This is a genomic window from Rhizobium sp. BK376 (genome assembly GCF_004341625.1).
GTDB lineage: Bacteria > Pseudomonadota > Alphaproteobacteria > Rhizobiales > Rhizobiaceae > Rhizobium.
In genome coordinates, this window is sequence record NZ_SLZG01000024.1 from 45,370 (window position 1) to 66,317 (window position 20,948).

Consider the following 20,948-nt stretch of genomic DNA (forward strand, 5'->3'; position numbering starts at 1 on the left):
TATTTCAATGGCTTATGTGGCTATATGGCCCTTGCTGGCTATGGTGGCTGGTGTGGCCAAACGGAACAAAATGCCTTGCCTGGTCGGGCGTCCCTGACTGGTCCTACCGGCTCTTCTGGCCGCTGGGCCACGGGTGGCTTTCAGGGCTATTTGGCGCATCGCGGCCGTATGACCATCCGGATCACCAGGGGCGGTGATGGCCCGGCTGCGAGCGGTGGCAGGAGTGGCTTGGAAGCCCAATGGGATCGCGGCGGCCCAAGGGGTACGAGGACCGCGTCAGCCCAATCAGCCAGTCGGGCCCTTCATGGCTTACAAGCCATTGCGGGCCTTGGCAGACGCAGCCGATTTTGTTAAGTTGATATATATTTACTCTTGGAAAACATGGATCGTATACGTTGACCATTATCGCATTCGCGCATACCAAGGGCGGCGTCGGCAAATCGACGCTGTGCCTTCTCATCGCATCGGAACTCGCCAGAAGCGGCACCAATGTCCTGATCGTCGATGCCGACCAGAAACAGCAATCATGCCTGCAATGGGTCAATCGCTGCAAGCAGGCCGGTACCCTGCCACAGACGCTGCAAGCCGTCGCGGTGACGAAGACAGAAGAACTGAAGTCCGCCCTGAAGCGCACCGACGCCGACGTCATTCTGATCGACGTGCAGGGATCGATGAATGATCTTCTAATAGCTGCAATCGTCGCGAGCGATCTCACTCTCGTCCCGACGAAGGCCAACGTCATGGAGATGGTCGAGACGGTCAAGCTGTTCGAATGGGCGGAGACCAATCTGAAACGCGCGCCGCTTCGCCTGGTCCTCAACCGGGTCGACGGCATCGACACCAACACGGCGGCGTTTCAGGATGCTGTGCGCATGATCCGCGACAACAAGCTGCCGACATTGCCCACCTTCGTGCGAGCGCGAAAGGTCTACGAGCAGTTTGCGCGGGACGCCGGCACAATGAGCGGGATCGCGCGGGATCCATCCAAGGCCGAGCAGGTCGCCAAGGCGCAGAACAATATCATCGGCCTGATCACCGACATGACCTCCACCATTGAGCGGACGGCCTGATCCGGGATCATCCATGACACAATCGCCACCCATTCCGCGCTCCCGCCGCAATATGAACGATCTGGATTCTCTGATCGACGCATCGATCGGCAAGAGCGACACATACGGCGCCGTCGGGTCCCCTGCCGGGAAGACGAAGCCCGATCCCGAAGCCGGGAGCTCGATGAAGGAGACAGCGCCCTCCCCCAATCCACCGGAACCGGTGGACCGGCCATCGCTGAACGCGTCAGACAATGAAACCGCATCGGGAGAGCCGAGGCCCGAGCGGTTCAGGATCAGCATCGACGCCTCCGTCATCATGGCGACCAAGATGCTTGCCATTCAGCAAAAGACATCTCCTTCGGAGATCGTCGAGCGCGCCCTTCGACGCTATCTGGACCTAGGAGCAAACTGACAGACGCAGCTATTGTCAGGTCCTTTTCGTCAAAGCGAAGATGAGACCGCCAGCCGCGTCGGAAGGAGCCGATGTTCAAACTGTGCGCGGAGCACGGCAACCGAAATTGCAGGTGACGGCACGCATGGACTTCAGAGGGGCGAACGGCTCGGCGTCGATCGCCCCCTCCTGCTCTACGGAGATCATTGCCACTCGGCGAAAGCCAGCTCCAGTTCGATTTCAATCTCACGGCGGTCCACCGGGTCGACGGCTTCGCGCGGTTCGAGGCGTTATCCTGACAGTCAATTGAAGATTTGCCCCACGGAAGGAAAAACGAGAGGAGCAAACCCTCTCGTTTTGTCGCCCACCTCATTCGAGGTCAGCGGGATAGAGTGCGATGTCGCGAGCAAACTGCTCATCCTCAGCTTGCGCCTGAGCGACAAGGGTAGCGAGCTCGGCCTCCGCCATGGCGCGCTCGGTTTTGGTGAAGAAGCAGCTCCGAAGCTCCGCGCGCAGTTCGTTGACTTGATCGAGAGTGGTCATGTTGATCGTCTCCTTTTGATGACGTCAACGGGCGACGTGCACACGAAGCCCGGGTCAAGGAGCGCGAAGCGACCGCCAACGGCGGCGAGTGGGGTGCCGGTTTTGTCGGAGCGCAGGGAAACGGAGCGGAGGCAAAATCGGGGGCCCACACTCGTCCTTGAGGCGGGCTGAGTAGCCGTAAAGTAGGACGGCAGAAAGAAGAGAACCCGCGGCCCCGACCAGGGGACGCGACCGTATTCGACAATAAGCTATCGTCTGGTGACGTCGATATCGGACAGAACCTTCTCGATCCTTTGGAGGTCTTGCTCGATGGCCAAGCGCTGAAGTACGGACAATCTCAATGCTAGGGATTCTGCGTCTGACACGATGCGGAGAAGAAAATGACCACGACCAACGAAATTGCCGGCAAGATCGCGACCGAACACAGCCTAACAAAGGCGCAGGGGAAAGCCATCGTCGAGGCGGCAATTGCTTCTATCACCGAAGCCGCAGTGGCCGGTAACGAGACCTCCCTGCCCGGCTTCGGCACGTGAGGCTCGCAATCCTGCGACCGGCGCGACGATCAAGGTTGCCGCGGCCAAGACGCTCGCCTTTACGCCGGCAAAGGCACTGAAGGATGCTTTGAACAAGTGATCTTGGCAGCCAAGCAAAAAACAGCCCGGCGCCGTGCCGGGCTGTTTCCTTTTGGGTCTGCGTCAGCGGAAGGACATCCCGTTGAGAAGATCCTCGATGATCGTGTCGCTCACCGCGTGACGCGCTTCAAAGGCATGCTCGTCCAGCAGATTGTGAAGAACGCCTGATGCCAAGGGTAGGAAGTCGAAGCCCCTTGCGACTGCCGCGGCCCGCAGTTTCGACAGTGTCTCAAACTCCCGGAAGCCAGTGCCAAGCCAGAGTTCAAGATCCTCGCCATCGGCGTCCGGCAATGGCTGAAGGAACAACGTCTGAAGCGGACGGTCGTAGCCGATGATAGCATCCAGGGCGGAGTGGCGGGATGCGGTTCTGGTGACGGTCATTGTGTAGCGGCTCATGGCAGCCTCCTTTCGAATGGGGAACGCCGGCCCCGATTTCGGAGCCGGCGGTCCGGTTCAGGCCGGGCTGTTCCAGAGGATGACCTTCTTGCCGGGTTCGCCGCCGGGGGCCGGGGCGACGTTGCCGAAGATCACGCCGATCTCGGGCGCTTCGATCTTCGTGGAGATGTATTCCTCGCCGGTCTGGCGGGAGACGCGGTTCCAGCCTGCACCGATCTCAAAGCCAGTCTTGCGGTGGATGATGCGGTAGTCCGGGGCTTCTTCGCTCGCCTTGTTGGCGTTCGGGACGAGGGCGATCGGGGCGTTCACCCGGATGGTGGCGAAGACGCCTTCGAGAATGCCGTCGGTCTTTTCGGTGAGCGTTGCGATCGTGGTAGCCATGGGATTGTCTCCTTCGTTTGCATCGGGACCATTCCCGATGGCGCCCGAAGAAGGGGCTGCGCCGCAGGCGTCACCGCAGCGTAGCGAAGGGAAACCCCTTGCGGGTTGACGCTGATCGCGGCCGGTCCCTTAGAAAGGCGACAGAAAGAACGGGAATGGTCCTTTGATTGCGACGTCGCAGGAGACCTCACTGTTGCGGCCGTTCGCTGCCGCGCGAAGTGCCGCGCTCATGGCCTGCGTCGGTGGTGTCCGGGTCAACAAACGCTCGCCGTCAATCAGGCGGATGCGACGCGATAGATCAGCACCGTTCTGATCCCAGCCTCATCACCAATGACGGCTTCGATCGCCGTGGCACCCGATTGTCAGCCTTCTGCTGCGGCTGCAGTTCTACGGGGCAGGGCCGCGGGACAGACGTGATTTGAGGGGATATCGCCTTCGAGTGCGGCAAAGCGAGGCATCGAGATCGATCGAAAGGCCCACGATCAACCGACCAATTGAGCAAAGCGGCAGAGAGCCGCCATGGCGAGACGCGTTCAGGGAGCGGCGGGGATCATGAAGGGAAAGAAGCGGCGCGAAGCGATGGCAAGTCTCGCTCGAGCCGGTTGACCCGACCGGTTCGGCCGCGCGCCTCGGCAAACGGTCTGGCGATCTTCACCATGAAGGATTTGCTGAAGCGGCCGAGGATGCCCTGATCGGGCCCGATGTACCAGGAGGGTACTCATCGGCCATGATCCAGCACCGCTTCAAATCGCTTAGGCCCGCGCGCTTGCGCTCGATTTCGGGGATCTCCGGAGCGATCCGGCCCGCCTGCGGCGGCTGCGTCGTGATGGCGAGTAGGGCCAAATGGGTGTTTCCGTCGGTCGCACTTCGGATGGCAATGACGACGCAGACGGGGCGCTGCTTGCGGCCCTCGGTTTCGCCGCGCTGCTGCTGCCAGGCCCACAGGTACGGATAGGAGATGACCTCGCCGGGCCGGAATTCACGGCTCATCGTCGTAGCCTTCGCCGCGCGCCAGCCGATCGAGCGCCTCGTCGAATAGTTCTGCATGCTCGGCGGGCATCTCTGAGATATGATAGGCGCGGCGCGGGTCGCCCCCGGTGCGCATGCGCTCATAATGCTCGTAGCTCATCAGCACGAAACGCGGCTTCTTGTGCCGGGTGAGCATGACCGGCTCGCGGCTTGCCGCATCGGTAATATCGCCGATTTGTTTGTTCAAGTCGGTTGTCGTGAACTGCTTCATGCTATGATTTCCAGTACGGTTTCCATAAAACCTATTTTCCCATGTTTTCCATATTTTCCATCTTTCGAGGAAAACGGCGCTCACGCGCCGTCTCCTGAAGCCTGCCAGACCGGGATGCCGAGGCGACGCGCCTTGTCGGCAAGATTGCCGGTGATGCCATTTCCGGGAAAGGCAATCAGTCCGGCAGGCATGACCGAAAGCATCTCGTCATTGCGCCGGAAGGGAGCGGCCTTGGCGTGTTTGGCCCAGTTCGGCTTGAAGGTGATCTGTGTCACCCGGCGCGCCTCGGCCCAGCAGGCGGCGATCCGTTCAGCACCTTTCGGCGAGCCGCCATGCAGCAATACCATGTCGGGATATTTCGCATGCGCCTGATCGAGCTTGGCCCAGATGCGCTCATGATCGTTGTAGTCCATGCCGCCGGCGAATGCGATCTTTGTGCCGGCCGGGATCAGCACCTCTGTCTCGGCGCGACGTCGGGCGGAGAGGAAGTCGCGACTGTCGATCATCGCCGCGGTCATGTTGGTGTGATTGACCTTCGAGCCGGTGCGTGGCCGCCAGGACGAACCGGTCTGCGCCTCGAACAGGTCGGCACTGAAGTCGCGCATGAACTCGAAAGCATTGCGGCGTTCCAGGAGCGTGATGCCCTCGGCGATGAGGCGTTCGAGCTCGACACTCTTCACCTCCGAGCCGTCCTGTTCGCGCTGGCCGGTGCGCTGGGCTTCCTCGTTGCGGTCGAGTTCACGCTGGATGCGCTCACCGGCGCGATGGAAAAGGTTTGGGACCGACCAGAACAGGTCTTCGAGATCAGGCTCCAGGCGTGTGTCGCCGAGCATCTCGGCAAGGGCGCCGAAGATGGCGGTGATCGATGACTGGACCTGCGGTTCCTCCGGCAATGGCCGCGGATCGGGCTCGTCCTGGAAGGGGCGATAGCCGAGGACTTGCATTTCGTAGATGAAGCGGTCGGTCGGGGAGGACGCGTGGTTGGGCTCGACGTCGTCGCCGGAGTAAAGGATCAGGTCCATGGTGGTCTCCGTCTGGTAGGCCGCGCCTCTCGCGGCCTGACGGCGAACCTGGTCACGCGGTCCGAGGCCGGAACCGCAAGCAAAGCGCAGCGGCCCAGCGAAGCGCCGGGCGGCGGAAGAAGGGTTTCTTGGCCCGCGAGGAATGACGGGCCATCGCATCGGCCCGAAAAGTGGGAACCGGTTTTCGGAAGCGCCGATGCGTGAAAACGGCCAGGCAGGGGAAGAAACCCGATCGACCCGCTGAAGGCCCGGAGGCCCGCGTGGTAAGGGTCGCCTCTCGGCAGGCCCGCGGGCGCGCGCCTCAACACGGGGGGAGACGCCCTCGACCGCCCGTCACCCACGTCGCAGCAATCCCGCCTCCCTTTCCGATAAGCCTCATCAGGGAAGGAAGGCCATCGCATCGTCCGGCGTGAGTTGAGCCCTGAGGCTTGCGGTCAGCCGGTCGGGACCCAGCCAGCGCAGATCCTCGTTGAAGTCGCCGAGCTCCGGCGACAGCACCAGCGGCAGAATCCCGCAGTCCCTTGCCCTGCGGCTCAATCCCTCGATCCCGTGGCGACCGGCGGCATCCGCGTCGGCGCCGATGTAGAGGCGATGACATCCCAAGGGGAAACGGAAGGCGGCAAGGTGATTGGCCGTCAGGGCGGCTACGATCGGCATGTCGGGCATCACGTGTGAGAGCGACAGCATGGTTTCGAGGCCCTCCCCGGCCGCCATTACGGGGATAGGTGCATTCACAGGAAAGCGGAAGCGGACGCCATTACCGAGCAACCGGCCGAGCGCGCGGCGCGGACCGTCGACGTTCGCCTTGCCGACTCCGTCAGCGTCGTGCTCAGGAGACAAATAGGTGCGGTGCACGCCGGTAATTACTCCGGCGTCATCGGTGACGACCGCAACCAGAGCCGGATAGCTGGTCGTTCGGCCCATGACGAGATCGCGATAGTAGCAGGACGGATGGAACCGCAGCGCCGCATGGGTGGACGCCCGCAGGATACCGCGCCGGCGCAGATAAGCGTCGGCAAGCGTGCCGGCCAGAGGTTGCGTCATCCGAAACAGACGCCGCGCCCGTTCAGCCGTGGGCCGTTGGACCAGCGCGGGATGACCGGCGTCGGTCCTGTGAGAGAACACCCGCTCTGGCTGGGGCAGGCTGAGAAAATGCCGCACCTCCTCGGCAACGTCACGGAAATCGACGAGACCGCAGGTCTCGCGGACGAGATCGAGCAGATCGCCGAACTGACCCGTCGCCGAATCGGTCCATCGACCGGCGCGCGGACCGACCAGATGCACGTAGAGCGACCGGCCCTTGTTGTTGCCGACATCGCCGACAAGCCAGTAATTGCCAGCCCGACGGCCTGAAGAAAGGTAGTGGCGGCAGACCGCCTCCGCGTCCTGCGCGAGACGGCCCGCCAGATCCGAGGCGGAGAGCATGGGCAGACCTCTCTCATGACCGGAGCGCGACATCGATGAGGCGACGAAGCAGCATCAGATTGAACAGGAAAGCCGCAACCTCATCGGTGACAGGCACGGAGAAACGAAGCTTCCAATTGATCATCTCCGAGAACCGGCCGATCGACCCCAGCCAGTCGCGCATCTCATCGGTGAAGCCTGTCAGTTTTATACGGAACTCGTTCATGACGCGCACGCGGCGGAGCGTCATGTCGCCCGCAAGCCCCATGATCGAGGATCCCTCAACAAGCCCTGCGGCTGCAAGAGATGCGACGTCGGCAAGAGGGATCGGCTGCAGGGACTGGCTCTCCTCGGATCGGCGTCTATGGGTCACCTTCGCCAGCATCGCGAGCGTCGACTGGGGAGACTGGGTTCGGGATACGACCGCGCGGCATTTGCGCAGAAACAGGACCTGGGCGATCTCAGTCACTTCGTAGGCGTCTTTCCAGAGCCAGAGGCCCCGGGCGTCGCTGTCGCCGAGGGCCTCGATCATGATCTGTCGCAGGTCACCTGTGGAGACGATCTGCTCCAGTCGCGATGTGATTCGACCGGCAGCCTCCATAAGTGCTCCAGCGCGGGTTTTGGTCTCGAGACGCGGAGAGGTGGAAACGGTGTGAGCATGCGAGATAATATTCATCGAAGGATGCTCCGAAAGAGAGGGGGAATAGGGTCTGCCCAAGTGCTCTCGTCCGAATTTCGGGAGGATGAGAACTTGCGGCGTGAGGCGTGGGATGTGATCGTTGAAGTCTGCTGGCGATCGTCAGCGCCTAGATCGTCGGACCTACGATGAAGCCAGCGGGATCTTTTGGCTCCGGCGTGCGTCGTCGGGGTTGCCGTCGGCAAGATGGCCGAATGGCGTGAAGACGTCTTCCCCGTCCCTGGGGCCGACTGCGCAGGGCACGTAACGTGGCTCGCGGGTAACGGCATCGCGGCATTCCATGAGAGCAAGATTGCCGTCGGACGCGGCGGGCAGCAGCGTGTCGAAGTTTGTGCGGGCATGATCTGGGATAGCCATTGGGTGCTCCAGACAAAATGATGCCCGGCGCTTGACCGGGCTGCAGGATGAGGACGATGGGGTTCGCAAGCGCGGCCGGGTCTGAGCCAGGCGCGCGTGACCCTGTCAGGCGGCGCTCTCGAGCAGCTTCTTCGCCTTGCCTTCGAGTTCGAGACGCGTGTCCTGATTGGTCTTGGTGCGCGCCAGCGCGGTGATGCCCTGTACGAAATCGAAGATCGATGCCGGCGGCCGTCCTTCCTCCGACAGTACCAGGTCGATAACCCTGCCGGTCTCGCCTTTCGAGAGGCCGCGCCGACGCAGGAAGGTCTCCCGGTCGTCGTCGTTGCGCGCGACGATCCGCTCGCGCGCCGCCTTGATGCCGGCGATGAAGGGCGCAGGCGACGAATTGGCGAAGCTGCTCAGCGCCGGTGCTGCTTCATGCGCGAAACGTTGTGCGGCAAACTTCGAATGGCGAATGGTGATCTCCTCGAAATTCTCCGTGCCCCACAGGTTGCGGTTAGCGCAGACCGCCCGCAGATAGAACGAGGCAATGCCGAGCGTCTTCGATCCGACCTCCGAGTTCCAGGCATAGAAGCCGCGGAAGTAAAGGTCCGGATCGCCGTTCGGCAATCGTCCAGCTTCGATCGGATGGGTGTCGTCAACCAGGAACAGGAAGACGTCGCGGTCGCTGGCATAGAGCGTGGTCGTGTCCTTGGTGATGTCGACAAACGGATTGTGGGTCATCGTCGTCCAATCGAGAACGCCCGGTACTTTCCACATGGTGTCTCCGGTGCCATTACCGGCGATCCTCATCACCGCCGACACGAGTTCGTGGTCCCAGATGCGGCCGTATTCCGGTCCAGTGACGGCTCTCAGCTCAAGCCGGCCATCATCCATCTCAAGCGTCTTGACCAGCTCGGCACGGTGATTGAGCAGGCCGTGCTGCAGATTGATCGCAGCCAACGGCGCTGGCAGTTGCCGCATATAGGTGGCGGGGGCGCCGACAAGACTGCAAAGCTGGCCGTAGCTCCAGTGGGTCGGTGCAATCGCTTGGCGCTGACCGGGCAGGAGGAGTCCGAGCCGTTCGGCGTTGTCGCGGGTTGCGTCGACGCGGATCGCGGCACTCTCGATCGTACGGGCATGGGTGCGCTCGGCTCGGGATCGGACGGTATCGTAGAGATCGGTCAGCGACAGGAATCGTTCGTCGTCGGGGCGCGAAAACCATTCCGACGAAATGCGGCCGATCCGCTCGCCGCGGGAAATATCGACCTTAAATGGCGAACGGGCAGACGGGCTGTTGGAGGTGAGAGAGGTCATAGGCTTTCTCCTTAAAGCGGAAACCCGACGCGATGGCCGGGCGAGGTTGAGGAATATCTGGGGAAAAAACGGATCAATCGGAAGCCAGCCGGCGTTGCGCCGACCGGATCGCCGAGAGCGCCGCCTGCAATTCGGCGCTTCCGACCGCATCGGAAAGGTCCATCGTGGTTGCGATGGACAGACACGCGGCGTGGACCTCATCGTCGGTCACCGCCTCAGGTGCTAAACCCTGAAAGCTCGAGTCGACATCGAGCACTGCGATGATTGCGTCGCGCACGCGATGCTCCTGCAGCCTGACCAGGACGTGGGAAGGCTTTGGTGGGTCGACCGGCTCTTCGGGATCCGGGTCTCCGCCGAGAATGGCTTCTCCTCGAGCGATCGCCCAGGCAGATCGGGCGAGCCAATCAGGCGACGGTCGCCGGGCCGCATTGATATCATCGAACAGGATCTTCAACAGACCGAGCAGGATCTCGAAATGACGGGCCCGGCGCTGGACAGGTTCGTCGAATTGCGGGGGGATCTGGACTGACGAACCCATGTAGGCTGCATGTGCGCCGTTCCAGATGCCGGTGACATGAATTGGACCGGAGGAATCGACGTCCTTCTCGGCTATATCCCAACTGTCATCCTCGATGGCAGCACGGCACGCCGCGTCCAGTGTGTCGGCCGCGTGGGTGCGATGCCGGAAGACCGGCAGATGATAGGTAGTCTCGATGGTGAATTCGGGCATAAGTGCCTCCTGAAACGGAAAAACCCGGCGCGATGGCCGGGCTGTTTGCAAAGAAGACCCGACCGCAATTGCGATCGGGTCAGGCCGCGGTGTTATGCTTTTGAAATTATTCGCCAGCGGCGAAACGCTCTCCGTCGACCCCACGACCGGTCTCGCCGGACTGATCGCGCGATGTTTCCGACGCGTCGAGCAGGGATGCCGGCAGGTCCTGAACTTCCACGGTCTCAGCGCGATCGGGCTCGGCGGCGTCATCTTCGACAGCGCCGCGATCGCTGATGCCAACCACCACCGTCGTGCGAAGCGGTTCCGGTAACCACCTGCTGCCTGTCATCAGCCGCTCTGCCTCGCGGGCCATGTCTGTCCTCTTGAGATGGCCGATCAGTTCCGCTGCCTGGTGACCCTTTGCCTCGCGAACCGCCTGCAGGATTCGGGCCTTTGTGACCCGACCGAGATAGTTGTTGACGGTCGGCGTCCACCCAGCTTCCACCATGTCAAAACCGATAGAGCGGGCCAGCTGCTCAGCGTGGGCGATCGCCCGGGTGCGCTTGTTCCAGGGTTCGATCACCGCGTTCAGCGAAAGCGACGCGCAATGGGCAAACAGCGCCTGCCGGCTGACCTCGTCGAGCCTGATCAGGAAATCCCAAAGGTCATTGGGATCCTTGGGGAGATCCTGGCCCCAGGCTTCGTGTCGCTGATCGATCTCCTTGGCCCAGACTGTATCGCCGAGCCCCGGCGTCTGGGTGAAGCGAGCGCTCTGCAGCGTCACCTCCAGGCAAGAATCCGATCCGTAGACGTAGAAGGACTTGAGGACAAAGGCATAAAGGACCGCGATAAAGGCGATGACAGGATCGTTCGCGAGCGCATTGCGCAAAGCAACCGTGCGCGCCGCCGTGAGATCGAGAATCAGGCGATCCGGAAGCGGCTTGATCGTTTCGTCCTCGTCGTCCGGTTGGGTGTCATCGCCGCCGACGGCGCCGGTTACCGGAAGATCACTGCCATGATCGTCACGATCGTGACCGACATCAGCCGGCGGATCGGTCTCATCCTTCGGTTCATCTTCGGGCAGCACGAAGCCTCGCTCGATCTTAAGCTCGCCACTGGCGCCGAGCGAGACGAAGAGACCGCCCAGGGCGACCTCCTGCGGATCGAACACATATGGCCGGCCGTTGAGCCGGTCGAGTTCGCTGCCAAGCTCCTCGAGCTTCTGTTCGGTCGCTGCCGAGTACACGTCCGCCGTCGCATATTCTGCGTCGAGCTTGTCGTACTCGGCACGGACGGCGTCGCAGCGCGCCAGTTCGTCTTCCCTCATCTCGGCCTGCTCGCCGTAGAAGCGGCGCAGGCCGGATGTGTGGCCATAGGGAAAATCGAAGGCGGCTTCGACCCATTTCCAGCCTTCGCTCATCTTGATCGCCTCGGCGTCAGCTTTCAGCTTTTCCATCACGAGTTGCTCCAGGAGCGCCGGATCCTGCAGCCATCCGCCCTGATCCTGCTCGAACAGATCGCGCATGGTCACACCACCGGCCGCTTCATAGGCTTCGATGCCGACATAGACGGCGCGGCGGTCGCTGGCGCGGATTGCGGTTTCGGTCAGCAGTCGGCGGATGTAATAGGGCTCCCGGCTATGGGAGCGCGAGATCGCGTCCCATACCTGCTCCTGGCGAACATGGTCGTTGGTGATCGAGAACGCCATGATCTGTTCGAGCGTCATCTCGTCTTCGGCATAGAGATCGAGAAGCCGCGGTGAGACGGAGGCCAGTCGCAGGCGCCGCCTGACGGTACCAACCGAGACGAAGAAGCGTGCCGCGATCTCCTCCTCGCCAAGCCCCTGCTCGCGCAAGGTCTGGAAAGCCCGGAATTGATCGAGTGGGTGCAAGCTGACGCGCTGAAGGTTTTCGGCGAGCGAGTCCTCCACCTCGAGCGTCTCGCCCTTACTGACGATGCACGGGACACCCGCAGTCTTTGCCAGACGCTTCTGCGCGATCAGGCGTTCAAGGGCGCGATAGCGACGACCGCCGGCAGGAATACGATAGATTCCGGTCTCGTTGCCGTCGCCGTCGAGTTCGGGACGGACGTTGAGGCTGGTCAGCAGACCGCGATGGGCGATGTCTTCCGCCAGGTCCTCGATCGAGATGCCCGCCTTGATCTTGCGGACGTTCTGCTGGCTGAGCACCAGCTTGTTGAACGGGATATCCCGGGCTGCACTGAGGGTAATTTTCTCCATAGCCTGAGCCATGTCGTTTCTCCATGGCGGACCGGCCGGAACCTCTCTCAAGCCTCCTATTCCGCCACAAACCCCTTGTCCCTCCTCTTCCTCTATTCCGCCGCTTGAACCCAGCCGTAATCCACCGCCGCCAACTGGTTGATCAGCGCCGCCCAACCCGCTATTCGATATTCTTCCTTCGCCGCTGCCCCGGGCGTTTTCGATGAGGTCCCAAGTGATAAAGTCCGAGCTTGCCGCGCTGATTGCCAGTCGAAACCCTCATCTCTATCACAACGAGGTGGAACGGATCGTCGAGACGATCCTCGAGGAAATCGCCGAGACCCTCGCACAGGGCGGACGGGTTGAGCTTCGCGGGTTCGGGGTATTTTCTGTTCGCAACCGCCCATCCCGTTCGGGCCGCAATCCAAGAGACGGCACGTCGGTATTCGTGGAGGAGAAATGGGTCCCTTTTTTTCGGGCTGGCAAGGAAATACAGGATCGGTTGAATTCGGCCAATACCGCCTTGTCCGGCGATTAGCGCAGGAGTTTGGCTCCAGCTCATCCCCTCCCCGGAAGCCTGTCCGTGAGCAGCAAGTCCTCTCTGAAGGAAAGCCACCATTGTCATGGGGAGGATAGCAGCGCCTGGGTATTCTCCCGTGACAGCTTCCATCCAAAGTCCGCATGTTGTTCAGTCATTAAGGCCTCCTCAAATGTCATGCCGGGATGGGTCCGGCAGGTTCTTAACCAAGACATATCGTAGTGCGATATAAATCAATGGCGGGGACGATGGCGTTGCCTCGGTCTCCGGGATGAGCCCTCATCGCTCTTTTCAGATTAATTCAGCAATACCGGACTGAAGTCCGATGGCCTGAAAGGCGAATGTGACAGTATGGTCGCCGAAAAGGAATCGTGATGCCCCATATCGAAACTGAATTGCTCGAACCCGAAGGGCTTTATTGGGCAAGGCGAAACACCGCCGGCCCCGTGGAAGTGGTCCAGGTATCCACAGTCTTTGGCCGGGAGAAGGAATTCCTGACCGTCGCTACTCTGGGCTCAGACGAGCACTATGCGCTTGAGGATTTCGAATTCGTGGCCGAGATCACACCCCCAAGGTTTTGACCACCCCGTCCTCGTATGCAGCTTGGCGCGACGCTGAACTCAGGCGCCAAGCTCGAAAGGTCGAGAAGCAGACATAACACAGGCATTCATAACGAGATCGCGGGCCGCGAGCGACGCAAATCGTCAGCGGCCAGCCGATCGTTTACATGAGTGAATAGACCAGCACCCCGACCGCAGTCCAAAAACCAATGAGCACAAAGGGCATCGCCAGTACCAGAAGCTTTGTCATTGCGATCTCCGTTTCACCATTTTCAAGATCTAGGGTGACTGCTCCGAGAAGATATCGGACCGAGGTCTTAAACGAGGGAGACCAAGGCCCCATGGCGATCGGAACCGCAGGCGATGACATTCGGATGGGTTCAGCGCAGCCTCGATCATGATTTTCGCTTTGTCGCGTGAGTTCGAGGCAAGCGACCGTCATTGACGTCTTGCCGGTGGACTATAAGTTAATTCTGGAATAGCCGGCGAAAGGCCCGGCGGCACGGGCTGGCTTGCATGGCATGGATGAAACGTTGGAATGCCCAGTCGCTTGCGTTGCAATTTTTAGTCACGGGCGGGTGCGTCTCTATCATTGCCATGCTTGCGGTCGGTATTTTTGTCAGTCATTCGATCGAAAACGCCGTCACCCGAAATTCAGCAGCGACGACCGCGCAATACGTAGACAGCGTCATCGCACCACTGCTCCCCGACATGCGCTCCGCCCAGCCGCTCGATGATACAATCGCTCGGGCTCTTGATGAGACGCTCGATCAAGGCGCTCTCGGCCGGCGTCTCATGTCCTTCCGTCTGTGGCGCAGCGACGGCACCGTGCTTTATTCGAACGAGAAGAACCTGGTTGGGAAACGGTTCGAGCCCAATCCAAAACTGCAGACAGCGTTCAGCGGCAACATGGTCTCGAACTTCGAGCGCGCTGTCGACCCTGAAAGCCAGGCCGAACGCGCCATGGATAAGCCGCTGCTGGAAATCTATAATCCGGTGCTTCAGCCCTGGTCCGGCCAGGTCGTTGCGGTTTCAGAGTTCTATGAAGTCGCCGACGGGCTTCAACAGAGCCTGGACCAGGCCCGATTGCAAAGCTGGCTTGCAGTCGCCGGAGCCACCCTCGCCTTTTTCCTTGTACTGTCGGCAATCGTCTTTCGCGGCAGCCGCACGATTGACGTGCAGCGCGATTCGCTTAGAAAGCGGGTCAGCGACCTGTCCGATCTGCTTGCCCAGAACGAGACGCTTCGCCGTCGTCTCCAAAGGGCATCGCAGCGCGCCGTCGCCCTCAATGAAAGCCATTTGCGAAAGATCGGCGCCGACCTGCATGACGGGCCGGCCCAATTGATTGCTTATGCATCCCTGCGGCTGGATAGCGACATCATGCTCAGCCCACGAATAACAAAAGGGCGTCGGCAGGAAGAAGTGCAAATCATCCAGAGAAGCCTCACCGATGCAATGACCGAACTGCGCAGCATCAGCCGGGGTCTGGTATTGCCGCAGATTGAAAACGCATCGCTCTCGGAGATCGTGGAGCGCGCGATAAAAGCCCACGAGGAACGAACCGAAACAATCGTGCGGCGGACACTGCCTGATGCGGATCCCCGCCTTACACCGTCAGGAAAGATCTGCGTGTTCCGATTTGTCCAGGAGGCATTGAACAACGCCTACCGCCATGGCGAGGGGCGCGGACAGGCGGTCGAGGTCACGACAAATGGACAACGACTTGACCTCATGGTGAAGGATGAAGGGAACGGTTTTGATCCGAACCTCGTTCAACCAGAAAATATTGGTCTTGCCGGGTTAAGGGACAGGGTGGAGAGCCTCGGCGGAAGCTTTGAGATCGAGACCTCTCAAAACGGCACGACGGTTCGAATGACGCTTGGCGCAATGGAGGTTGGAGATTGAAGGAAAAGATTAGCCTTGCGGTGGTGGATGACCATCCGCTTTTCCGGGAGGGTGTCACACGCAGCCTCTCTGAAAACGACGAATTTGTCGTTGTCGGCGAAGGCGAAAGCAAGGATGACGCTATCCGCCTGGTCGCCGATTTTCACCCCGATATCCTCTTGCTCGATATCTCAATGCCGGGTGGCGGGCTGGAAGCGATACGACCGATCCTCGAGCGCGCGCCTGCGCAGAAAATTATCATGCTCACGGTGTCGGAATCGAGCGACGACCTGTCCGCCGCGCTGTCGATGGGCGTAAAGGGTTACGCTCTGAAAGGTGTCGGTTCAAAAGCGCTGGCGGAGATCGTCCGCTCAGTTGCTGCCGGGGAAAGTTATGTGAATCCGAGCCTGTCGGCCCGCGTTCTTTCAAAGGCGCTGACAACCCCGGACCAAGAGCCCTCCGGCATCGATCAACTCACGGGTCGCGAGCGCGAAGTTCTCGAGCTTGTGGCCGAAGGGTTGAGCAACAAGATGATCGCGCTGAGGCTCGATCTCATGGAAAAGACCGTGAAGCACCACATGACGCAAATTTTGTCGAAGCTGGGGATCTCCAATCGAACCGAAGCGGCGTTGGCCTGGCGCGATGCCGTCGATATGACTTTGCGCTAGCGGCCGAGTGACCGAAGTCGCCGAATGTCGTCGGGTTTCGCGCGGCGATTGACGATGGTTCTGCCCTTCGGGTCCTTCATAATGTAGCTTCCCTGACTGACAGTCTCGGTAAAGCCATCCGGATGTTGGATGTCGATCGAACCATCGCTGCTTACGCTTGAGGTGACGCTACTCCTGCCCTGATTGCTGGACCCGCTATTCGATCCGGCAGTGCCCGACGAGCTGGAACTGGAGCTTCCGCCGGCGTTGCTGCCCGCTCCGCTGCCGGAAGTGCCGCCGTTGCTGTTGCTGCCATTGCCGTTTCCGTTCCCGTTATTGCCGTTCCCGTTGCCGTTGCTGCCGTTCCCATTCCCGTTTCCGTTCCCGCTGCCGCCGTTCCCGTTTCCATTGCCGTTGCCCCCACCATTGCCGTTATTGCCGCTCTTTGCATGAGCCGAAAGGAGGTGCATTCCGGGGGAACCAGAGATGGTCGAAACACTCAATGGAAGGACGGCCAATCCAAATCCAAGGGCACCTGCGAGCGAGTGACTAAGCCAGCTTCGGCGCTTTCGCATCATGTACTCCATGATTTTGCCAGCGAACCTGCCATCAGCGCCGAGTGGCACCTTGGCTGTCCCTGCAGCGCGGCTCCTTATGGGCGGGAGCGCATTTGGTTTCAACGCTTGATCGCAGGATAGCCTCGCCAAGTCCAGTACAAACGAACGTAGCGACTACGATCCGTAGCCGCCACATTCGCTCAGCAGAATATGCTGCCTATGGTTTAATGGCACATCCGCGTTTCTTTCACCATGGTGTGGCCATTGCGATGGACTTCCACCGTCTTGGTCATGCAGCGAGCCCGTTGATAGCGGGGCCGATGCCAGTCACGGTCCCAATGGCGATCGTGATCATAATAGCGGTGATGATACTGAGGACCGTTATCATCGGTGATGACGACCGACTGTGCATTCGCTGCGCCGAAGGTTGAAGTGATCGCCGCCATGGCGATCGCGGCTGCTACCATGAGCTTTCTCATTGGACATCTCCTTTTTGGATGGGTGGGGTTCGCCGTGGACCGCGACGTCAGTCGAGGACCCTAACGACCTTGCGCGTCGTCGGCTGGACGATCACCCGTTGGTGGTTGACGACCGCATAGGCATATTTCGAGTTTTCAGGCACGGGCGTTACGACGACCCTCTCAGGAAGAGGCTCTCCGACCACGACCTTTTCCTTTACGACGACTTCGTCATCAGGAATGGGTTGTTGCTCGACATAGGTGACAACCTTCTGCGGCGGCGGATCGATGGCAGTACCGACGATCGCTCCTGCCACACCACCCACGGCGGCACCGACAGGGCCTCCGACAACGGCACCGGTAACTGCTCCGCCGGCTGCACCATTGACAGTAGAGGATTGGGCGAATGCGCCGCCGGCCAGGAGACCAAGCGATGCCGCCGCTGTAACAATGATCTTCATGCTCATAACATTCTCCTTTGTTGTCTGCCCTGGCCACCTGTGGCGCCATGGGTTGGGCAGAGCTGTAGGGAAAATGTACGTAACTTCAAATAGTTCCGAGACTAGGCTTAGGTCCGGATCGGCATCAGACTTTGGTCTTGCCGCTCAAAAGACCTACGGCACATACACTATTCGAGAGAAACTTTTCGGCAGTACAAGTTCGATACGCGTGCAAGATTTGGTTGGCTATGGCGACCAATGGCTTGATGAATTGATCCGCGAAATGCTCGGCCGATGCGTCCAATGGCAGTCGGCGGTCACCCGGCGACAAGGCGTTTTGGAGCGCAGTGCGTTGGCGCTTCGACACGCGCCCGGGAGCGCCAAAGAAATTCCATTCGTCTTTGCTTCCAAGGCGTTGGCGGTGCGAAAGGTTCTTTGCCCTGTCACTATCAGATAGGTCATAACGCCAACGGAATAAATGTCGTCGCCTTCGCTGGGCTCGGCGCCCATCAGGCGTTGCGCCGAGGCGTAAATGGGCGTCACGGCGCCGAGGCGACCGAGGTCCGCACCGTATTCTCTTCGCCGAGCGACGAACTGCACGCGACGGGATATCTTCGCAACCGGGGTAGCCCAGGTGTTTCCTCACAAGAGGCGCGACGCTGCAGTCGCTGGGCCCGGGGCGGTGTAATCATGAGCAACGGCCGCGCCCTCGCCATCGATCTTCGCATCTGCCCGTAGACTTCACCAAATTCGCCGATCGTGCGACGATCGTCTTTGTTGTTGAGAGGCATGTGGCCGAGAACGGAACCGGCTATGAAGTCGGCGGACAAGTCATTCTCGATCGCAAGACGCTGGCTATCTCGCAATCGAAGTCATGCCGACAGTGGTCAACCCCGGTGTTCGCAGCAACTGCTCACCTCGGTCGAAACCCTGCCTCAATCAACTGATTTGCGCCGATGCATCGACAACGGAAGCAACCGCATAACGGCCACGGTCGGCTGGACGAAATCGCAGAGACGATCGGCCTTGTAACAAAAAGAGCGAAAATCTGGATGAGACCCCTTGCAGTTTTTCCCGGTTCCGCATAGATGACTGCCACCGCAAGCGCGAACGACTGAACCGCGCAAGAGGGCGATTAGCTCAGTTGGTAGAGCGCCTCGTTTACACCGAGGATGTCGGGAGTTCGAGTCTCTCATCGCCCACCATATTTCCACATTAAAAGCATCGTTTTTTCCAATATTTACAGTGCATTGAGCGTTTTTTCTCGTGTTGATTTCCCCTCACCTTCTCGCCCAAAATGGCCATTGATTCTATCGCGAAACCCGGAACGCGCCCCCACCTAAAAAACGGGAATGGCGAAAACATCCAGTATTATCCCAGAGGGCCGATCTCGTTTTGGCCTGGGATGCCGCAGAAAAAATGATCAAGCGTTGAGTGAGGATCTCTCTGATCGTGTCAGTCGGCAATGGAACGTGGCCATTTGAGGTGTGAGGAACAGACGATGTTTCCTGGTCACCGTCTGTCCTTGTGGAGTCCAGCAAGCAGGTCCGTAAAGGTCCGCCAGAACCATTTGCTCTTGCTGAAGGCGTGGCCCTGTACCGCATCGGCGTGGGGCTCCGCAAGCGTATTATGACCATTTCTGGATTGCGCTTTCAGGACGTGGAAAAAGCTCGAAGGTCTTCTTGAAACCTACGTTCATGTCGATGATGCTGGAAGGGAAGTTGGCGATCGGTATAACCGGCAGCGCTGCTGCGGCACGCACGGCACTGGCTCGCGATTGCTCCGCGGGTGCGATCCGACAGCCGCAGCGATCGCATCCAAGTCAGGCCCAACGTCCCTGATTATCGCGCATTCATCCGCGGTCCATAGCTTCTGTCCGCTCATCGTGCAGCCCTCCTTTCGCATCCGGCGCCGGGCGCGTTCGCCATTGGCGGCATTTCGAGCGTAGTAGGCGAGTGACACGGCGCTACCTCCGAGGAGAGGTTCACGCGAAAGAGCGGAGAGGGCGAGGCACATTCATGGTTTTCCAAAGGGTTCTTGCGATACAATGCCAGGGCACTCGGGAGGCAATCCAATGATGGGCAGCAAAGTCTGCACCAACGGCGACGAATATGATGCGTTCCTGCGCCGAAGCCGCCGGCTCATCTCATGGGGTCGGGGCGAACTGAAGAAGATCAAGCGCGGCTTCTGGAAGCGGCAGCGCAAGACCGCTGCATCGGACGCTCGCTATGCGGACGGCGGACGCAGGCACGAGTGAGCATCACAACCGATTTCATCTCTGAGCTAATCCGAGCGAACTCAGGACCTGAACCTGCGCGGAAACCTTTGATGGTGTCGATAACGTTATCGAGCTTGTCGCCGAAGGATTCCACAACCCCGTCAATCCGATCGTTGGCGGCGTCGATCCCTTCTTGTTTTCCGAGGTTGCCTCTATCGCTCGCGTGACCTGAAACGAGATCGGCGGGATCTGGGCCACCCGTTGCTGCAGGCCGCTGATCGAGTCCTGATAACCTTTGAGCCGATCCTTGCGCGCCTCGGCTTCGACGTCGAAACATACTTGCGGGGGGAGTATCGTCCAGATGTACCCCGCCGAAGCCGCGTTGTCAGCAATACCGCCTACGATAATCGCGACCTACCAAACGTTCACCCGCCATGTCTCAAGCTTTACCGGCATTTTCAAATCCTCATCTGCCACCCTTTGATGCCCTTTCGGTAGGCACTGATTTTTTGGATTGACTCTCGCAAAGCCTGGAACATAATAAGAACACAGAGGCGGAAGAACGCCTCAATCAACAGCAATATGTGAAGTCGTGAACTGCGCTTGCCCGCAGAAGGAGTAGCCGTGTCCGCTGTCCGTGCCGAAATTTCCGAAATCGATCCGGTCGACGAAATCCTTGAAGCTTCCCGGGGCGATGCTCGTGCGGCAATCGCGGATATACTGGCACAGTGCAATCATCTCCACGATCAGCTTGAATTGGTATCGGCGGCAATGAGCACGGGCCTCACGCGAGGATGGCAGCCAAATGCTGATCGACCTCGTCTCGAAGGAGAAGAGCCATGAGCGAAGTTGCAGAGTATGAACTGGCAAAAGGCCTCTACCATGCCCGGCCCGAGCCCCAAGAGCGGGACGAAGCAGATCCAAGATTATTGGCCGAGATGGCCGACAAGGTTGGCCTACAGTTTTTTACCACGTGCCTCTACGAATGCGAAGAATCAGTCCCGGTGGGCGAGCTCCACATCGCACTATGGCCCACTGGCGACGCTTGGGGCATGGCCAGATTCCAGGAAGGTGAGCGCGGGGCAACCCCGGTCCTTCACGTGAAAGGCGAGACGATCGAGAATGTTGCGAGCAAGCTCTACAACCTACTTGGTTTCGCGGAGCTTGATTTGAACAGCATAGCGGAGACCTACGATAACCTTTCGGAAGCTTAGAGCCTGACCGAAAAAGAGTTGAGTGAAATCAGTCATTTGTGATTCTGTTTGTTTGCTTAGGACGAACGGAGACCACAATGGGTTGGACTGA

At 60.0% G+C, this 20,948-nt stretch carries 21 protein-coding genes, 1 tRNA gene and 3 pseudogenes; 11 read left to right on the forward strand and 14 right to left on the reverse strand.

The features are described from left to right. Nucleotides 1-395: 395 nt before the first annotated feature. Together EV561_RS30775 and EV561_RS30780 are read left to right on the forward strand one after the other, a co-directional pair. Nucleotides 396-1,070: a ParA family protein gene (locus EV561_RS30775; protein ID WP_132527664.1), complete on the forward strand. Its 675-nt coding sequence runs from the start codon at nt 396-398 to the stop codon at nt 1,068-1,070. A gap of 13 nt (nt 1,071-1,083) precedes the next feature. After that, a complete protein-coding gene (locus tag EV561_RS30780) occupies nt 1,084-1,464 on the forward strand; it encodes a CopG family transcriptional regulator (RefSeq protein ID WP_132527666.1) in 381 nt (126 codons plus the stop codon). A gap of 348 nt (nt 1,465-1,812) precedes the next feature. Here EV561_RS30780 and EV561_RS37375 read toward each other — a convergent pair whose 3' ends face one another. After that, nucleotides 1,813-1,986 carry a hypothetical protein gene (locus EV561_RS37375; protein WP_165927976.1) on the reverse strand — a complete coding sequence of 58 codons (174 nt, stop codon included), beginning with the start codon at nt 1,984-1,986 and terminating at the stop codon, nt 1,813-1,815. Nucleotides 1,987-2,366: 380 nt separating this feature from the next. Here EV561_RS37375 and EV561_RS30785 point away from each other — a divergent pair. Continuing rightward, a pseudogene (locus tag EV561_RS30785) lies at nt 2,367-2,619 on the forward strand (HU family DNA-binding protein). A gap of 62 nt (nt 2,620-2,681) precedes the next feature. Here EV561_RS30785 and EV561_RS30790 read toward each other — a convergent pair. The 11 genes and pseudogenes from EV561_RS30790 to EV561_RS30840 form a co-directional block, all read right to left on the reverse strand. Further along, nucleotides 2,682-3,014 (reverse strand): hypothetical protein, encoded by a 333-nt coding sequence (locus EV561_RS30790; RefSeq protein WP_132527668.1) that lies wholly within the window; start codon nt 3,012-3,014, stop codon nt 2,682-2,684. A 57-nt stretch (nt 3,015-3,071) separates the two neighbouring features. Then, on the reverse strand, nt 3,072-3,395 hold the full coding sequence (locus EV561_RS30795) for a DUF736 family protein (RefSeq protein ID WP_132527670.1): 324 nt from the start codon (nt 3,393-3,395) through the stop codon (nt 3,072-3,074). Between the two features lie 550 nt (nt 3,396-3,945). Beyond that, a pseudogene (locus EV561_RS30800) lies at nt 3,946-4,385 on the reverse strand (hypothetical protein). Continuing rightward, nucleotides 4,375-4,635: a type II toxin-antitoxin system prevent-host-death family antitoxin gene (locus EV561_RS30805; RefSeq protein ID WP_132527672.1), complete on the reverse strand. Its 261-nt coding sequence runs from the start codon at nt 4,633-4,635 to the stop codon at nt 4,375-4,377. Before EV561_RS30805 ends, EV561_RS30800 begins: the two are co-directional and overlap by 11 nt. A gap of 80 nt (nt 4,636-4,715) precedes the next feature. Then, entirely contained in the window at nt 4,716-5,657 is a 942-nt protein-coding gene (locus EV561_RS30810; RefSeq protein WP_132527674.1) for a DUF2493 domain-containing protein, read from the reverse strand. A gap of 378 nt (nt 5,658-6,035) precedes the next feature. Beyond that, nucleotides 6,036-7,082, reverse strand: a complete 1,047-nt coding sequence (locus EV561_RS30815) for a toprim domain-containing protein (protein WP_132527676.1) — start codon at nt 7,080-7,082, stop codon at nt 6,036-6,038. Between the two features lie 13 nt (nt 7,083-7,095). Further along, nucleotides 7,096-7,737: a hypothetical protein gene (locus EV561_RS38105; protein ID WP_245513108.1), complete on the reverse strand. Its 642-nt coding sequence runs from the start codon at nt 7,735-7,737 to the stop codon at nt 7,096-7,098. Nucleotides 7,738-7,867: 130 nt separating this feature from the next. Next, nucleotides 7,868-8,115: pseudogene (locus tag EV561_RS30825) on the reverse strand (DUF6117 family protein). 105 nt (nt 8,116-8,220) lie between these two features. After that, nucleotides 8,221-9,411, reverse strand: coding sequence for a DUF932 domain-containing protein (locus tag EV561_RS30830; protein WP_132527678.1), 1,191 nt, complete (start codon nt 9,409-9,411; stop codon nt 8,221-8,223). Between the two features lie 73 nt (nt 9,412-9,484). Continuing rightward, nucleotides 9,485-10,141, reverse strand: a complete 657-nt coding sequence (locus EV561_RS30835) for a hypothetical protein (RefSeq protein WP_132527680.1) — start codon at nt 10,139-10,141, stop codon at nt 9,485-9,487. A gap of 106 nt (nt 10,142-10,247) precedes the next feature. After that, entirely contained in the window at nt 10,248-12,374 is a 2,127-nt protein-coding gene (locus EV561_RS30840; RefSeq protein WP_132527682.1) for a ParB/RepB/Spo0J family partition protein, read from the reverse strand. A 202-nt stretch (nt 12,375-12,576) separates the two neighbouring features. Here EV561_RS30840 and EV561_RS30845 point away from each other — a divergent pair, with 202 nt between their 5' ends. The 5 genes from EV561_RS30845 to EV561_RS38605 all read left to right on the forward strand — a co-directional run bounded on the left by EV561_RS30845 (nt 12,577) and on the right by EV561_RS38605 (nt 16,423). Beyond that, nucleotides 12,577-12,879, forward strand: coding sequence for an integration host factor subunit beta (locus EV561_RS30845; RefSeq protein ID WP_132527684.1), 303 nt, complete (start codon nt 12,577-12,579; stop codon nt 12,877-12,879). A 374-nt stretch (nt 12,880-13,253) separates the two neighbouring features. Further along, a complete protein-coding gene (locus tag EV561_RS30850) occupies nt 13,254-13,460 on the forward strand; it encodes a hypothetical protein (RefSeq protein ID WP_132527686.1) in 207 nt (68 codons plus the stop codon). Nucleotides 13,461-13,955: 495 nt separating this feature from the next. After that, nucleotides 13,956-15,344 (forward strand): sensor histidine kinase, encoded by a 1,389-nt coding sequence (locus EV561_RS30855; RefSeq protein WP_132527688.1) that lies wholly within the window; start codon nt 13,956-13,958, stop codon nt 15,342-15,344. Next, nucleotides 15,341-15,991: a response regulator transcription factor gene (locus EV561_RS30860; RefSeq protein WP_132527690.1), complete on the forward strand. Its 651-nt coding sequence runs from the start codon at nt 15,341-15,343 to the stop codon at nt 15,989-15,991. Before EV561_RS30855 ends, EV561_RS30860 begins: the two co-directional genes overlap by 4 nt. 210 nt (nt 15,992-16,201) lie before the next feature. Continuing rightward, nucleotides 16,202-16,423 carry a hypothetical protein gene (locus EV561_RS38605; RefSeq protein ID WP_165927977.1) on the forward strand — a complete coding sequence of 74 codons (222 nt, stop codon included), beginning with the start codon at nt 16,202-16,204 and terminating at the stop codon, nt 16,421-16,423. A 328-nt stretch (nt 16,424-16,751) separates the two neighbouring features. Here EV561_RS38605 and EV561_RS30870 read toward each other — a convergent pair whose 3' ends face one another. Continuing rightward, nucleotides 16,752-17,006 (reverse strand): hypothetical protein, encoded by a 255-nt coding sequence (locus EV561_RS30870; RefSeq protein ID WP_132527694.1) that lies wholly within the window; start codon nt 17,004-17,006, stop codon nt 16,752-16,754. 47 nt (nt 17,007-17,053) lie between these two features. Next, nucleotides 17,054-17,452 carry a DUF1236 domain-containing protein gene (locus EV561_RS30875; protein ID WP_132527696.1) on the reverse strand — a complete coding sequence of 133 codons (399 nt, stop codon included), beginning with the start codon at nt 17,450-17,452 and terminating at the stop codon, nt 17,054-17,056. A gap of 1,102 nt (nt 17,453-18,554) precedes the next feature. On the opposite strand from EV561_RS30875, the gene EV561_RS30880 reads away from it, so the two are divergent. The 3 genes from EV561_RS30880 (at nt 18,555) to EV561_RS37385 (ending at nt 20,857) form a co-directional block, all read left to right on the forward strand. Continuing rightward, nucleotides 18,555-18,630 (forward strand) — tRNA-Val (locus EV561_RS30880). 869 nt (nt 18,631-19,499) lie between these two features. Next, entirely contained in the window at nt 19,500-19,682 is a 183-nt protein-coding gene (locus EV561_RS30885) for a hypothetical protein (protein ID WP_132527698.1), read from the forward strand. Nucleotides 19,683-20,482: 800 nt separating this feature from the next. Next, entirely contained in the window at nt 20,483-20,857 is a 375-nt protein-coding gene (locus tag EV561_RS37385; protein ID WP_165927978.1) for a hypothetical protein, read from the forward strand. The last annotated feature ends 91 nt before the right edge of the window (nt 20,858-20,948 follow it).